The 14,584-nt window shown below is 67.7% G+C and carries 12 protein-coding genes; 10 read left to right on the plus strand and 2 right to left on the minus strand.

Annotated elements, in window-relative coordinates:
• The 5 genes from ACIPR8_RS16500 to ACIPR8_RS16520 form a co-directional block, all read left to right on the plus strand.
• Positions 1-2,082: type VI secretion system Vgr family protein (locus tag ACIPR8_RS16500; protein WP_446541715.1), on the plus strand; the 2,082-nt coding region annotated here is incomplete at its 5' end.
• A gap of 3 nt (positions 2,083-2,085) precedes the next feature.
• The gene (locus tag ACIPR8_RS16505; protein ID WP_446541716.1) at positions 2,086-3,708 is read left to right on the plus strand and encodes an esterase/lipase family protein; all 1,623 of its coding nucleotides are present in this window, start codon (positions 2,086-2,088) and stop codon (positions 3,706-3,708) included.
• Between the two features lie 115 nt (positions 3,709-3,823).
• Positions 3,824-4,708: a T6SS immunity protein Tli4 family protein gene (locus ACIPR8_RS16510; RefSeq protein WP_446541717.1), complete on the plus strand. Its 885-nt coding sequence runs from the start codon at positions 3,824-3,826 to the stop codon at positions 4,706-4,708.
• Between the two features lie 201 nt (positions 4,709-4,909).
• Entirely contained in the window at positions 4,910-5,326 is a 417-nt protein-coding gene (locus ACIPR8_RS16515; RefSeq protein WP_132865972.1) for a hypothetical protein, read from the plus strand.
• Positions 5,327-5,495: 169 nt separating this feature from the next.
• Positions 5,496-5,858 (plus strand): roadblock/LC7 domain-containing protein, encoded by a 363-nt coding sequence (locus ACIPR8_RS16520; RefSeq protein ID WP_132865973.1) that lies wholly within the window; start codon positions 5,496-5,498, stop codon positions 5,856-5,858.
• Between the two features lie 128 nt (positions 5,859-5,986).
• On the opposite strand, the gene ACIPR8_RS16525 is transcribed toward ACIPR8_RS16520, so the two are convergent.
• The gene (locus ACIPR8_RS16525; protein ID WP_446541718.1) at positions 5,987-6,274 is read right to left on the minus strand and encodes a hypothetical protein; all 288 of its coding nucleotides are present in this window, start codon (positions 6,272-6,274) and stop codon (positions 5,987-5,989) included.
• 289 nt (positions 6,275-6,563) lie between these two features.
• Here ACIPR8_RS16525 and ACIPR8_RS16530 point away from each other — a divergent pair, with 289 nt between their 5' ends.
• Complete coding sequence (locus ACIPR8_RS16530; protein WP_446541719.1) at positions 6,564-8,072, plus strand: EAL domain-containing protein; 1,509 nt, start codon at positions 6,564-6,566, stop codon at positions 8,070-8,072.
• 27 nt (positions 8,073-8,099) lie between these two features.
• Here the strand turns inward: ACIPR8_RS16530 and ACIPR8_RS16535 are convergent, their stop codons facing one another.
• Complete coding sequence (locus ACIPR8_RS16535; protein ID WP_132865976.1) at positions 8,100-8,393, minus strand: hypothetical protein; 294 nt, start codon at positions 8,391-8,393, stop codon at positions 8,100-8,102.
• 268 nt (positions 8,394-8,661) lie between these two features.
• On the opposite strand from ACIPR8_RS16535, the gene lexA reads away from it, so the two are divergent.
• Genes lexA through ACIPR8_RS16555 form a run of 4 tightly spaced genes read left to right on the plus strand, consistent with a single transcriptional unit; the run spans position 8,662 to position 14,564 of the window.
• A complete protein-coding gene (gene lexA / locus ACIPR8_RS16540) occupies positions 8,662-9,264 on the plus strand; it encodes a transcriptional repressor LexA (protein ID WP_446541845.1) in 603 nt (200 codons plus the stop codon).
• Positions 9,265-9,267: 3 nt separating this feature from the next.
• Entirely contained in the window at positions 9,268-9,882 is a 615-nt protein-coding gene (gene imuA, locus ACIPR8_RS16545; protein WP_165931224.1) for a translesion DNA synthesis-associated protein ImuA, read from the plus strand.
• A 9-nt stretch (positions 9,883-9,891) separates the two neighbouring features.
• Positions 9,892-11,310 carry a Y-family DNA polymerase gene (locus ACIPR8_RS16550; protein ID WP_446541720.1) on the plus strand — a complete coding sequence of 473 codons (1,419 nt, stop codon included), beginning with the start codon at positions 9,892-9,894 and terminating at the stop codon, positions 11,308-11,310.
• Positions 11,307-14,564 carry an error-prone DNA polymerase gene (locus ACIPR8_RS16555; RefSeq protein WP_446541721.1) on the plus strand — a complete coding sequence of 1,086 codons (3,258 nt, stop codon included), beginning with the start codon at positions 11,307-11,309 and terminating at the stop codon, positions 14,562-14,564. Before ACIPR8_RS16550 ends, ACIPR8_RS16555 begins: the two co-directional genes overlap by 4 nt.
• The last annotated feature ends 20 nt before the right edge of the window (positions 14,565-14,584 follow it).

The following is a 14,584-nucleotide window of genomic DNA, read 5'->3' on the forward strand; positions in this document are numbered from 1 at the left end:
TCACAGCGCGAGCACTACGACCCGGCCGGTGCGTATGCTTTCGCCGATGGCGCCACGGCCGATCATTACGCGCAGCTGCAGGCGCAGGTGCTGGAAGCCCACAGCCGGTGCTGGCACGGACAGGGCAGCGTGCGTGGGTTGCAGTCCGGCACCTGGGTGCGGGTGCAACAGGCGCCGTTTGCCGAACCGCCGGAGCTGCTGCTGGTCGCGGTGGAGCACACCGGCATCAACAACCTGCCGACCGACCTGCGCAGGAGCGTGGAGACGACGCTGGGTGCCGTGTTGATGGACGGCAGTACGACCAATTGGGCTTCGGCCGAGAAAGTGGGCTACGGCAATACCTTCACCGCCGTGGAGCGGACGCAGCCCTGGCGGCCCCAACTGCACGATGCCACCGGCGCGCGCCTGAACCCCCGGCCGACCGCGCCGGGCTACCAGACCGCCATCGTGGTGGCCGGCCACGACGGTGGCGGGCAGGACGTCCACGCCGACAGCCTGGGGCGGATACGCGTGCGTTTCCATTTCCAGGATGCGCAGGGCGATACCACTTGGCTGCGGGTGGCCCAGCGCTACGCCGGGCCGGGCGTGGGCAGCCAGTTCCTGCCGCGCATCGGCCAGGAAGTGGTGGTGGGGTTCCTGGAGGGCGACATCGACCGGCCCATCGTGCTGGGCGCGCTGTACAACGGCCGCGGCGAAGCGGGCGTGGCGCCGACCCCGGCCGGTGCCGAGGGTGAGACGGATCGTGCGATCTACAGGCAGGCCGGGGACCAGCGCAGCAGTGCGCAGGGCAACCTGAGCGGTGGCCATGCCCCGGCCTGGCATGCCGCCGGCGGGGGTGACGATGCGCACCGGCACGCCGGTGCGGTGTGGGGCATCCGCTCACGCGAATGGGACGGCGGGCAGGGCAGCAATCACCTGCTGTTCGATGACTCGGACCAGCAGCTGCGGGTGCAGCTGGCCAGCAGCCAGCAGACCTCGCAGCTGACGCTGGGCCACCTGCGCCACCAGTCGGACAATTTCCTGGGCAGCCTGCGCGGCACCGGCTTCGAGCTGCGCACCGACGGCTGGGGCGCGGTGCGTGCGACGGCGGGCAGCTGGTTCAGTGCGTATGCGCATGACGGAGCACAGCCGGTGGGCGAGGCGGTGCAGCCGTCGGCCCTGCTCAAGCAGGTGAACCAGCTGGGCCAGCGCTTCAGCGAGGCGGCACGGACCCACCTGGCCAGCCCGTTGGCGCTGCAGGAAGGTGCGCGTGGCAAGGCGCGCTCGCAGCTGGTCGCCGACAAGGCGCCGCTGGCGGCGCTGCAGGACAGCGTCAACACCACGGTGCGTGGCGATGGCTACGGCGAGGCCCGAAGCGAGGCCGCCGAGCGGCAGGCGCAACCCGGCGAAGGGCGGGTGCCGCACAGCGGTGATCCGCTGCTGGGCCTGGCCGCGCCGGCGGGCATCGCCCAGGTGGCCGGGCAGGCGCTGCACTGGACGGCCGGTGAAGGGCTGCTGCTGGCCAGCGGCGAGCACAGCGACACCACGGTGATGGGGGATGCGCGGCTGCATGCCGGGCAGGCGGTCGGGGTGCTGGCGGCCGCGGTCGATGGTGGCGTGAAGGAAGGCAACGCGCTGAGCGTGGTCACCGGTGCCGGCGAGCTGGACGTGCAGGCGCAGAACGACAAGGTGCAGATCCAGTCGCGGCAGGCGCTGCGCGCGGCCAGTGCGCAGGGCGTGGTGGAGCTGGCGGCCGGCAAGACGATCCACATCGCCACCGCCGGTGGTGCGAGCGTGACGATCGAGGGCGGCAACATCAGCTTCAACTGCCCGGGAAAGATCACCGTGCATGCGAGCAGGAAGCGGTTCGTGGGGCCGACGCACCTGTCCACCGAAATGAACAGCTGGCCCAACGCGCAGTTTGACGATCTCTATGTCGTGCGCCATCGCGCGACCGGGGAGCCCATGGCCAATACGCGCGTGGAGATCACCCGCAGTGACGGTGGGCGCAGCGAGCTGGTCACCGATGCGCAGGGACGCCTGCCGCGGCAACGTGGGCAGGGCATCGATGAAGTGGTCATCAAGATCCTGGGGAAGGCGTGACGCATGGATGAGAAAGACGAAGTACTGCTGCCGACCGGCGACTGGGATGCCGACGGACGCCCGGTCGCGCGCGCACGCCTGACCGCGTTGAAGGACCAGCGCGAAAAAGTGGTCGAGGCCGACACCGATGCGGTGATCCCGGTGATCTTCGTGCCCGGCATCATGGGGACCAACCTGAAGTCCACGATCACCGGTGACCCGGTGTGGCGGCCGCCCAATACCGACGGCGTGGGCGCGATCCTGGGGGCGCTGGGGCAGATGGTCGTGTTCCTGTTCCGGGGCGCGGCTACCCGGCAACGCTTGTTGAACCCGTTGACGTCCGAGGTGGACGAGCGCGGCTCCCTGGACGCGGAGGGCACCATCCCCGAAGCGCTGGCGCGTGAACGCGGATGGGGCTCGCTGATGCGCTCGGCCTACAACCCGGTGATGGCCGAGATGCATCGCAAGCTCAACGACCTGATGTCCGCCGGCAAGCTGCAGCCGTGGTGGAGCGGCGATGGCGTACGCGCGCCGGCCGAGTACGGCGAGCAGAACGGGATGAGCGCGGCATTGACGCCTGAGCAGTGCAAGAAGGCCGCGCACTATCGCTTCGAGGTCTGGTCCGGCGGTTACAACTGGCTGCAGAGCAATCGCCTGTCTGCCCGCGACATGATCGCCCGCATCGACCAGGTGATCCTGCCGTACTACGCCAAGCGCGGCGTCCGTGCCAAGAAGGTGGTGCTGGTGACGCACTCGATGGGCGGGTTGGTATCGCGTGCGATTTCGCGGCTGGAGAACTACGGCAACCTGCTGGGGATCTCGCATGGTGTGATGCCGGCGACCGGCGCCGCCGCGACCTATCACCATTGCCGCGCGGGCTATACCGGCGTCTCCAGCATCATCCTGGGCCGCAATGCGGGGGAAGTGATCGCGATCCTGGCGCAGGCGCCGGGTGGCCTGGAACTGCTGCCGGCCGCCGACTACAACCAGGGCAAGCCATGGTTGCAGCTGGGCGACAACGGGGCGCGGATCCCGTTCAACGGTGACCCGTACAAGGAGATCTACCTCAACACGAAATGGTACGGGCTGGTCCCGGAGGGCAATACCGAGCTGCTCGACCCTTCCGCGCCGACCGCGGAAGCGGCGTCGGCACGCGAGGAGGAGGATGGCCCGACGTTGTCGGCGCGCACCTCGTTCCAGATCAACATCGAAGGCGTGCAGTTCTTCCACAAGGACATCAGCCGCAAGTACCACGCGCCCAGTTACGTGCACTACGGCGACGATGCAAAGCAGCTGAGCTGGGGAGAGCTGCATTGGAGTGGGGGCAGCATGATGAGTGCCGACGGCATGGAGACGGTGTCGGACAACCGCAACGGGAAGGTCAAGCTCAAGGGTGCAGGCGGCCAGATCAAACTGGAGATCGCCGACCCGACGGACCCCGGTGACGGCACGGTGCCGGCCTGTTCAGGTGCCGCCCCGAAAATCGATGTGCTGGCGTGTTTCCGGCAAGGCAGTCTCGGTACCGGCGAGTACGCGAAAAAGGGAAAGAAGGGCTATGACCACCAAGGCAGCTACAACGACGAACGCACGCGATGGGCAACCCTGTACGCCGCAGTGCGATTGGCGCAGGGCGCGGACTGGGCCTGAGCGGGTGACGATGGCCTCGGGATGGCCGGCATTGCGCGCCCTGCTGGCGTTGACGGTATTGGCCCTTGGCGCCGCGGGTGTTGCCTGCGCGGCGCCGCTACAACGGGAAAGCGATATGAAGACATTGTGCGTTGGACGATTCCTGCTGGATGTCCCGGCCGGTACCACGGTCAACCCTGGCTACGTGTATGCGAAGAAGAAGGTGGAGACCGCCACCGGCGTTTCGACCGAACGGTTCCGGCAGCAGGTTGCCGCGCGCGAGGCCGCGTTGGCGGCCGCGTCGCATCGGTTGGGCGGCAGCATGTCGGTGAGCCAGACCCGCATCGACGAGGATGCGGTGCTGCTGACCTCCTGGGTGAGCGACACCAGCAAGGCCGGCCATCGGCAGGAACTGTATGTGCTGGACCGCGCGCATGGCGTGCGCTACCTGGTCAGCGGCGAGACCGATGCGGCCAAACTGCTGGCCGCCATCGAGAACTATCGCGCCCTGCGCCCGCGCATCAGTTACCGCGATCCCGCCACCATCCCGACCGCCGCCGGGTTCTGCATCGACTCGGGCTTCATCGCGGGCAACCGCATCAACAGCGAGGAGATGACCATCGGCCTGCGTCCACGCGCTTATCCAGGCGCCCGGATGACGCTGATGTCGTACGTGACCGGCCGGCCGGACCGCCCGCTGTTGCAGCGTAGTAGCGACCTGCCACCCGAATACGCCGCCGCCCAGGCGAAGATGCGCAACCTGCGCCGCGGTGAGCGCGACGTGGGGCCGATCCAGGGGCAGGAGATCCTTGCCCATGCCGAGGAGGGCGGCAAACGCATGTACGCGTTCCTGTGGGAATCGCAGGGGCGCGCGGAGTCGTTGCAGTTCCCGTTCCTCTCGCTGCAGTTGTTGACCGAGGAGCAGGCTGCGCCGGCCGCCGCCTTTGGCAACGATGCCGAGGCACTGGCGGCCTGGGACCAGGTGCTGGGCAGCCTGCGGTTGCGCCCGGGCGCGATCTGACGCGCCTGCCGCGACCGGGCTGCATCGCCGCCATCAGCCCTATCGATTGATGGCGTCGATCATGCTGGCGCTACAGGCTTCTCCCTCGCAATGGCGGCGGGTGTTCGTGGGGGAGCACGCCGTGATTTGTGATCTGCGTGGACAGTTCTCTTCACATTCCGTTTGCTAGATTTGCCTCGGGGAAACCAGCCAGATCACGGGATGTTCAAGTACGCGGTACGAGTGGATGCCAGCCAGGGAAAAGTGAAGGTGGCGCTGGTTGACTGGCCGGAAGTTTCCGTTGCCGCCCGCCGTGATCCGCTCATCGAGCTCAAGGGTGCGCTGTTGGCGGAGATCGCCCGCTGCGTACGCTCCAAGCTGCCCATCCGCGTTCCCAAGGCCCGGCCTTCGCCTTCCTTCTTCGTGCGGCTCTCGCCCGGCGAGGCCCTCAAGGTGATGGTCATCAACGAGATGTTTGCCAGCGGGCGCGATTTCAGGGCGGCGGCCGCCAGCCTGGACCTGCCCGAACGCGTCATCAAGCAGGCATTGGACCTGGGCCAGCCCACGGATGTCGAACTGCTCAACCGTATCCTGGCCGTGGTGGGCAAGCGCCTGCTGGCCTATACCGTCGCCTGTTGAGGCATTGCCATCGCCGTTGCGTGTGATCGAAAGAGAACATGCGCGACGATTTGCGATCACCTGTGAGTGAAGCCCGTTCCCCTGCGCTCCTAGACTCCGCCCCAATCGCTTGCGCGGCCGGCCTGCCGGCGTGCGAGCGGGTCACCATGGAGTCGAAAAGGATCAAGCGATGGCTGGAAACGTGAAGCTGGACAAGTTGAGCGAGTTGGAGGGTTTTGTGGGTGCTGCGCTGGTGGACAGCGGCAGCGGCATGGCCCTGGGCCTGCTCGGGGGCGGTTCGTTGAACATGGAGATCGCCGCTGCCGGCAACGCCGAAGTGGTGCGCGCCAAGCGTCGTGCCGCTGCTTCGCTGGGGCTGACCGACACCATTGACGATGTCCTGATCACCCTGGCCAAGCAGTACCACCTGCTGCGCCCGCTGGAGAGCAACCAGGACCTGTTCCTGTACGTGGTACTGGACCGCTCCCGCGCCAACCTGGCGCTGGCACGCCACGCACTGAAGTCGTTCGAACAGACGCTCGACTTCAAGTAAGCAAGGCGTGTCACCGACCGCTTTGGGCGGTCACCTGCAGCGCTCGTCCTGGGGACTGCTGCAGACCACGCCAGGCAGCGGCTTGCTGCCTGGCGACCGCCACGGCCCGGTTCCCCGGGCCGTTTTCGTCAGGGCAGGCGCCGGGACGGAGTGAGCCACCCGGGGGCTGTTCGCAGGATCCGCTCACACTGCTCGATGGCCCCGACATGGCTTTGGACCCGGTGGAGCAGGGCATCAACCGATGCGGCCACCGCCCCCGCATCGGGCAACCCGTCGGCGGCCGACAGCACCCGGCCGGCCAGCAGGCCGACCCGCTGAAGGTGGAAAGACCGCTCGGCGTGTGACATGCCATAGGCATGGGCGATCAGCTCGGAGGCCGAGTCCTCAAGCGCTGCGCGCAGCTCTGCAAATCCCATCACAGCCCCCTGAATCTGCAACGGATGTCACGGTTTTGGCCAGTATGCGCCTGACGGCAGGCCGAGCGTCAAGGGGCTTTTGCGGCCAGTTGCCGGAGGCCTGGCGGACGTAGCGTCGATGGGTCACCGGCCAGGCCCGGGGCTGAAACGGCCCTTCCCCCATGGCGGTGAATGGCGGGTGTATCGTAATGACGGTTTGCCCAAGGGAAAGGGCATGCCGACATTGCGAGGGTGCATGAGAAAACGATCGGTAATGTTCAGCGCAGTGCTTCTGGCAATCACCGCAGGCATGCTCCCCCTGCTTGGCGTGTCGAAGCTGCTGCAGGCGCAGTCACTGAGGGCGCAGGAACAATACGTTGGCAATGCAGCTGCCTGGACCGCATCACGCGTGGAACGCACGCTGGATGATGCCAGGCAGGCGTTGTCGCGTGCGCAGCGCATCGACCGGACCGACTGTTCGCTCGCGCACCGCAAGATGATGGGGCAGGTGGCCGCGGACTCGCGCAGCATCGAGGACGTGGGCTTCTTCAGGAACTCGGAACTGGTCTGCTCGCGGCTGGGCAGCATCGATCCGCCGGTGCCGGCGCATCCGTCCGACCTTGATATCGGCGGTGGCAACTGGCTGTCCTATGCCGAGCGTCCGGTCCTGTTCAAGGGCAGCCCGCGCGTCGAGATCCGGCGCGGGGACTATGGCGTGCTCATCACGCCGGGGCGGCTCACCGACCTGGTCGCGGACAAGGGCACGGTGTACGGGGTGGCCAGCCGCCAGGGGCGCGTGCTGGAATCCTCCACGCAGGTTGACCCGCAGCTCGTGCAGGCGCTGCTGGTCGGAGGCCATTCGCCGCGCGCCGACCAGTTCGTCTTTGCCGCGCGCCCGGTTTCGGGCCTGGTCGCGTTCGCGCTTGTCGAGAAGGGGGCGCACGAAGCATCGCTGCTGCTGGACTGGCGCTACACCGTGCTCATCGGCGGCGTCATCTCGGCCATGCTGCTGGGCCTGATCCTGTGCGTGTGGCGGCAGCAGCCCTCGCCGGAGAAAGCCCTGAAGCGGGCGATCAGGAACCGCGAACTGGTGGTGCATTACCAGCCGATCATGGATCTTACGACCGGTCGTTGCCGGGGGGCCGAGGCGCTCGTGCGCTGGCCGCAGCCGGATGGCCGGATCGCCTTGCCAGGCGAGTTCCTGCCCCTGGCCGAAGCCAAGGGCCTGACTTCGGCGCTGACGGAACTGGTGATCGAAACCGCGCTGGAGGAAATGGGCGCCTTCTTCCGTGCACATGGCGAGCTGCATGTCAGCCTCAACATCCCCGCCGATGACATGGAGACGGCGTGCTTCCTGCCCCGGCTTTCCCAGGCGGTGAGCCGGGCAGGCGTGGACCCATCGCAGGTCTGGCTGGAGATCACCGAGCACGGTTTCATGAATGCCTCCGCTGCCGCGGTGGCGATCCGGAAGGTGCGCGCCGCGGGCCACCGCGTGGTGATCGACGATTTCGGTACCGGCTATTCAAGCCTGTCGCTGCTTGAGGGGCTGTCGCTGGATGCGCTGAAGATCGACAAGTCCTTCGTCAAGGCCATCGACCAGGAGGCCGCCCAGAGCATCGTGGTCAACCACATCATCAGCATGGCACACCAGTTGAATCTGGCGATGGTGGCCGAAGGCGTGGAGACCGAGGCGCAGGCGCGTTACCTCATGGAAGCCGGCGTCCAGTACGCGCAGGGCTGGTTGTATGCCAAGGCGTTGCCTGCCGATGCCTTCAAGGCCTTCGTCCAGGGCCGGCAGGGTGGAACGGTGGATGGGTAACGCAGCGGCGGCGCAACGATGCGGTGATCAATCGCGGCAGGTGTGCCGGTTGCCGAGGTAATGGCGCGCGGTGCGCTCGCGGATGTTCTCGCACTGCTCCACGGCGTTGACCATGCTGTTGGCGCGGTGGATGGTGCCGTCCAGCGCGCACAGGATCTTGACCTCATCGGCCCGTCCCTGCACCACCTGGGCAATCTGGCCGGCGATCAGGCAGAGCTCGCGCATCATGTGCTTGCGTTCGCCATCGCGCAGGGCGAAGGCGTAGACGACGATTTCCTGGGCCAGGCTGTCAAAACTGGCCTGTAGGTTTTCGTAACTCATAAAGCATCCAACGCCGTGGCTGCCTGTCAGAAGTTAGGAATGTTCCCGTCGGGATGGCCCTTACACAATGCGGGTTAGGCCCGACGCCCTGTAAGTTTATTCCTACAGATGCTGCAGTCTGGTTTCCGGCAGATGGCGTTGATGGGGCCATGGACAGTGGCACGCGTGAGGTGAATGGGCGCGGGGAGACCGCTTGCCAGCGACGTGCCGGTCAGGTTTTGCAATCCGTTATTGGCAGTTGAATGCCTTTGGTGTACATATGTACACCATGTCAGAATTGTCCTCCCAACGTGCAGCGGTACTGGCCTTCCTGCGCGAGCGGGTGGGCCAGGGCGCGCCGCCCAGCCTGGCCGAGATCGCGGCCCATTGCGGGTTTGCCTCGCGCACTGCCGCGCAGAAGCATGTGCAGGCGCTGGCCGAGGCCGGGCTGATCGAGCTGCGCAGCGGGCAGAAGCGGGGCATCCGCATCCCCGGGGCCGAGCCGCAGGCCGTGCTGGACCTGCCGGTGCTGGGCCGGGTGGCGGCCGGCCAGCCGATCGGGCCGGACATCGGCCTGGAGCGGCAACTGCGGCTGGACCGCGGCCTGTTCGCGCGGCGCCCGGACTACCTGCTGCAGGTGCAGGGCGATTCGATGATCGACGACGGCATCCTGGACGGTGACCTGGTGGGCGTGCAGCGCAGCGGCGAGGCACGCAACGGCCAGATCGTGGTGGCGCGCCTGGACGATGAAATCACCATCAAGCGGCTGGAGCGGGGGGGCGATGGGATCCGCCTGTTGCCGCGCAACCCGGCACATGCGCCGATCGTGGTGGCGGCCGATGCCGACTTCGCCATCGAAGGCATCTACTGCGGCCTGATCAGGCAGGGTTGAACAATGGGCGAAGTACTGGCCCTGGACGAACTGATGGCGGCACGCACGGTATGGCGGGCCAGCCGTGGCAGTGCGCTCAACCATGAGGGCGAGGCCACCGGCCACGCCCCGCTGGACGCGGTGTTGCCCACCGGTGGCTGGCCGCGCAAGGCACTGACGGAACTGCTGCTGCCAGCCGATGGCGTGGGCGAGATCGCGTTGCTGCTGCCGACGCTGGCGCGGATGACGCAGGCCGGCAACCGGGTGGTGCTGGTGGCGCCTCCATACATTCCCTATGCGCCGGCGTGGCAGTCCGGTGGCGTGGCGCTGGCCGGGCTGGAGGTGGTGGAAGCCGAGCCGCGCGATGCGCTGTGGGCGTTCGAGCAATGCCTGCGCAGCGGTGCCTGTGCGGCGGTGCTGGGGTGGCCGAAGACCGCCGATGCGCGGGCGATGCGACGCCTGCAGGTGGCGGCCGACAGCGGCGATTGCTGTGGTTTTGCATTGCGTGATCGGCGCCATGCGGTGAATGCCTCGCCGGCCGCGCTGCGGCTGGAATACCTGCCGGCGCAGGATGCCTGGCAGGTGCGCAAATGCCGCGGCGGACAGGTGCCGTCGCAGCCCCTGCGACTGGTGCAGTGAGCGCACGCCATGCTCTGGGCCTGCATTCTGCTGCCGCAACTGGCGCTGGACGCTGTCCTGCGCCGCCTGCCGGATCCGGAACTGCCGTTGGCGCTGGTGGATGGCCCGGCGCAGCTGCGTCGCCTGTACGCAGTCAATGACAGCGCCGCCCAGCATGGGCTGGCGCCGGGCATGCGGCTGTCGGCGGCGCATGCGCTGCTGGCCCAGGTACGCACGCTGGACTTCGATCCCAAGGCCGAGGCGCATTGGCATCGCTTCCTGGCGGCGTGGGCATACCGGCACAGTTCGCTGGTGAGCCAGCAGTGGTCGCACGCGATCGTGCTGGAGGTGAAGGCCAGCTTCCAGTTGTTCGGGCCGTGGCCGCGCTTCGAGCGGCGCCTGCGCAAGGAGCTGGATACCTTGGGCTTCCGTCACCGCATCGCGTTGGCACCCACCCCGCGTGCGGCGCGGGTATTGGTGGGCCTGCGCGATGGCATGGCGGTTACCCAGTTGGCTGCGTTGCAGGGCCTGCTGGACAAGGTGCCGGTGCGGCGTGCGGCCTTGCCCGGCGATGCCGGCGAGCGCCTGCATCGCATGGGCGTGCGTACCCTGGCCGCGTTGCGCGGGCTGCCCAGCGAAGGCGTGCGTCGCCGCTTCGGCGGCGAGGTGCTGGAGCACCTGCGCCGCTTATATGGCGAAGCCGATGATCCGTTGAGTTGCTATGCCCCGCCGGACCATTTCGATTCACGCCTGGAGCTGGGCTATGAGGTGGAAACGCATACCGCCTTGCTGTTCCCGCTGCGGCGCCTGATCGGCGACCTGTGTACCTATCTGTCCATCCGCGACGGCGGCGTGCAGCGCTTCCTGTTGCGGCTGGAGCACGAGGAAGGCCATACCGACGTGGAGGTCGGCCTGCTGGCGGCGGAGCGTTCGCCGTCGATGCTGTTCGAGCTGTCGCGCAACCGCCTGGAGCGGGTGGAGATCCCGCGCCCGGTGGTCGGCATGCGCTTGTTGGCGCGGCAGCTGCCGCCGTTCATCCCGGCCGCGCGTGACCTGTTCGATACCCGCCCGCAGCAGGCGATGGATTGGCCGCACCTGCGAGAACGGTTGCGGGCGCGCCTGGGGGACGAGGCGGTGTATCGGCTGGCGGCCGGCGACGACCCGCGCCCGGAACGGGCGTGGAAAAAGGTCAGCGGTGATGCAGCGGTGGAGACGACCGCACCGCCGCGCCCGCCGCGCCCGACCTGGTTGCTGCCCGAGCCGGTGCCGCTGCGGGACGGGCGGGTGCGCATCCTGTCCGGGCCGGAGCGTCTGGAAAGTGGCTGGTGGGACGGTGACGATGCGCGCCGCGATTACTACGTGGTCGAGACCGTGCAGGGGCAGCGCGCCTGGGTCTTCGCCGCGCCGGGCGAACAGCAGGGCTGGATGCTGCAGGGCTGGTTCGCATGAGCCGGGATGACCTGCCGCCGGGTGTGCAGCCGGACACACCGGGCGCACGCGCGCCGCGCAACTGGCGTGTCGGCCAGCGTCTGGCCGCTGCCGCCAACGACGATGTGGCACATCACGCGGCCGATGGCAGCCCGGCCTATGCCGAGCTGCATTGCCTGTCCGACTTCTCGTTCCTGCGCGGCGCCTCCAGCGCCGAAAAGCTGTTCGAGCGGGCGCGGGAGTGCGGCTATAGCGCGTTGGCCATCACCGATGAATGTTCGTTGGCCGGCATCGTGCGGGGCTGGGAAGCGGCAAAAGCGACCGGCGTGCGCCTGATCGTCGGCAGTGAGTTCACGCTGGCCGATGGCCTGAAGCTGGTGTTGCTGGTGGAGAACGGCGCGGGCTACCGACAGCTGTGCAGCCTGATCACGCAGGGGCGGCGTGCGGCCGACAAGGGCGCGTATCGGCTCGCGCGGGCCGACGTGGAGCGCGTGCTGCAGGACCAGCCGCCCGGCTTGTTCGCACTGTGGTTGCCGGCCGTCGAGCCCGAAGCGGACGAGGGCAGGTGGTTGAAAGCGGTGTTCGGTGCGCGTGCCTTCCTGGCGGTGGAGCTGCACCGCGACTGGAATGACGCCGAGCGGTTGGCCGCGTTGCTGGCGTTGGCCCGCTCGACCGGGTTGGTGCCGCTGGCCAGTGGTGATGTGCATATGGCGCGCCGTCGCGACCGCATCGTGCAGGACACGCTCACCGCCATCCGTCACAACGTTGTATTGGCCGAGGCCGGCGCGCACCTGTTCCGAAATGGCGAGCGCCACCTGCGCGCCCGGCGCACCTTGGGCAACATCTATCCGGCGGCATTGCTGCAGGCCACGGTGGCGCTGGTCGAGCGTTGCCAGTTTGAACTCAAGCGCGACACGCACTATCAGTACCCGGCCGAGCTGGTGCCGGCCGGGCATACCCCGACCAGCTACCTGCGTGCACTGACCGAACAAGGCATCGCCGAGCGCTGGAACCGGACCCGGCCGCTGCCGCCGAAGGTGCGCGATGACATCGAGAACGAGCTGGAACTGATCGCCGAGCTCAAGTACGAGCCGTTCTTCCTGACCGTGCACGACATCGTCCGCTTCGCGCGCGACCGCAACATCCTGTGCCAGGGACGAGGTTCGTCGGCCAACTCGGCGGTCTGCTATGCGCTGGGCATCACCGCCGTGGACCCCAGCGAGAACCGCCTGTTGATCTCGCGCTTCCTGTCCAAGGCGCGCGACGAGCCGCCGGACATCGACGTGGACTTCGAGCACGAGCGACGCGAGGAGGTGCTGCAGTACGTCTACCGCAAATATGGACGTGCCCGCGCCGCGTTGGCGGCCACGGTCATCAGCTACCGCGGCAAGAGCGCGGTGCGCGACGTGGCGCGCGTGTTCGGCCTGCCGCCGGACCAGATCAGCCTGCTCTCCAACTGCTATGGCTGGGGCAACGGCGAGACCCCGATGGAGCAGCGCATCACCGAGGCCGGCTTTGACCTGGAGAACCCGCTGATCGCCAAGGTGCTGCACGTGACCGAGATGCTGCGCGACCACCCGCGGCATCTGTCGCAGCACGTGGGTGGCTTCGTGATCTCCGATAGCGCGCTGTCCAGCGTGGTGCCGGTGGAGAACGCGGCGATGGCCGACCGCACCATCATCCAGTGGGACAAGGACGACCTGGAGAGCATGGCCCTGCTCAAGGTCGACTGCCTGGCGCTGGGCATGCTGACCTGCCTGCGCAAGACGCTGGACCTGGTGCGCGAACACCGCGGGCGCGACTTCGACCTAGCCAGCATTCCATCCGAAGACCCGGCTACCTACGCGATGATCCAGCGCGCCGACACCATCGGCGTGTTCCAGATCGAATCGCGGGCGCAGATGGCGATGCTGCCGCGGCTGAAGCCCAGGACCTTCTACGACCTGGTGATCGAAGTGGCGATCGTGCGCCCGGGGCCGATCCAGGGCGACATGGTCCACCCCTACCTGCGCCGGCGGCAGGGCCTGGAGCCAGTGACGTATCCATCCGAAGGGGTGAAGGACATCCTCGGCAAGACGCTGGGCATCCCGTTGTTCCAGGAGCAGGTGATGGAACTGGTGATGCATGCCGGCTATTCGGCCGACGAGGCCGATGGGTTGCGGCGGTCGATGGCGGCCTGGCGACGCGGCGGTGACATGGAACCGCATCGCAAGAAGATTCGTTATCTGATGGAAAAGAAGGGCTATTCGTCGGAGTTCATCGACCAGATCTTCGAACAGATCAAGGGCTTTGGTTCCTACGGCTTCCCGCAGAGCCACGCTGCGTCGTTCGCCAAGCTGGTGTACGCCAGTTGCTGGCTCAAGCGGCACGAGCCGGCGGCGTTTGCCTGCGGGCTGCTGAATTCGCAGCCGATGGGTTTCTACTCGGCCAGCCAGATCGTGCAGGACGCCCGCCGCGGCAACGCGGCGCGCGAGGGCATCGAGGTATTGCCGGTAGACGTGATGTGCAGTGACTGGGACAACCTGCTGCAGGGCGGACGAGCGTGGCGCAGCGATGCCGATCCGGGCGCCCAGCCGGCGTTGCGGCTGGGCCTGCGCCAGGTGGCCGGGTTCTCCGAGGCCGCCGCGCGGGCGCTGATGGAGGCACGGCGGCAACGGCCGTTCAACAGCGTGGCTGATCTGTGCCAGCGTGCCGGGCTGGATGGAAAGGCGCGCGAGGCGCTGGCCGAGGCCGGTGCGCTGCAGTCGCTGGTGGGCAACCGCAATGCGGCGCGCTGGGCGGTGGCCGGCATCGAGCGCAGCCGGCCGCTACTGCCGGGCAGTCCGGAGGAGCGTCCGGTGGAACTGCATGCACCGGAAACCGGCGAGGAGATCCTGTCCGACTACAACAGCACTGGCCTGACCCTGCGCCAACACCCCATGGCGTTGTTGCGTGCGGAGATGACGCGGCGGCGCATCGCCGGGCTGGATGCGCTGCGCCAGCGCTCGCACGGCAGCGGCGTGCATGTGGCGGGGCTGGTGACGCAGCGGCAGCGCCCGGGCACGGCCAAGGGCACCATCTTCGTCACGCTGGAAGACGAGTGCGGGATGATCAATGTGATCGTCTGGCCGCACGTAGCGTTGCGCCGGCGCCGCGCGTTGCTGGAGTCACGCCTGATGGCGGTGCGCGGGCGCTGGGAAAAGGTGGATGGCGTGGAGCATCTGATTGCCGGTGACCTGTACGACCTGAGCGAACTGCTCGGGGAGCTGCAGGTGGAATCGCGGGACTTCCATTGAGCAGGCGCGGCCTTGGTCGC

Source organism: Stenotrophomonas sp. LARHCG68, from assembly GCF_052871705.1.

Excerpts from the sequence above, each read along its gene's own strand:
- ACIPR8_RS16550 (WP_446541720.1), top strand. The coding sequence starts at position 9,892 with ATGCTCTGGGCCTGCATTCTGCTGCCGCAACTGGCGCTGGACGCTGTC.
- ACIPR8_RS16520 (WP_132865973.1), top strand. The coding sequence starts at position 5,496 with ATGGCTGGAAACGTGAAGCTGGACAAGTTGAGCGAGTTGGAGGGTTTT.
- ACIPR8_RS16535 (WP_132865976.1), bottom strand. The coding sequence starts at position 8,393 with ATGAGTTACGAAAACCTACAGGCCAGTTTTGACAGCCTGGCCCAGGAA.
- imuA (WP_165931224.1), top strand. The coding sequence starts at position 9,268 with ATGGGCGAAGTACTGGCCCTGGACGAACTGATGGCGGCACGCACGGTA.
- lexA (WP_446541845.1), top strand. The coding sequence starts at position 8,662 with ATGTCAGAATTGTCCTCCCAACGTGCAGCGGTACTGGCCTTCCTGCGC.
- ACIPR8_RS16530 (WP_446541719.1), top strand. The coding sequence starts at position 6,564 with ATGCTCCCCCTGCTTGGCGTGTCGAAGCTGCTGCAGGCGCAGTCACTG.
- ACIPR8_RS16525 (WP_446541718.1), bottom strand. The coding sequence starts at position 6,274 with ATGGGATTTGCAGAGCTGCGCGCAGCGCTTGAGGACTCGGCCTCCGAG.
- ACIPR8_RS16510 (WP_446541717.1), top strand. The coding sequence starts at position 3,824 with ATGAAGACATTGTGCGTTGGACGATTCCTGCTGGATGTCCCGGCCGGT.
- ACIPR8_RS16555 (WP_446541721.1), top strand. The coding sequence starts at position 11,307 with ATGAGCCGGGATGACCTGCCGCCGGGTGTGCAGCCGGACACACCGGGC.
- ACIPR8_RS16505 (WP_446541716.1), top strand. The coding sequence starts at position 2,086 with ATGGATGAGAAAGACGAAGTACTGCTGCCGACCGGCGACTGGGATGCC.
- ACIPR8_RS16515 (WP_132865972.1), top strand. The coding sequence starts at position 4,910 with ATGTTCAAGTACGCGGTACGAGTGGATGCCAGCCAGGGAAAAGTGAAG.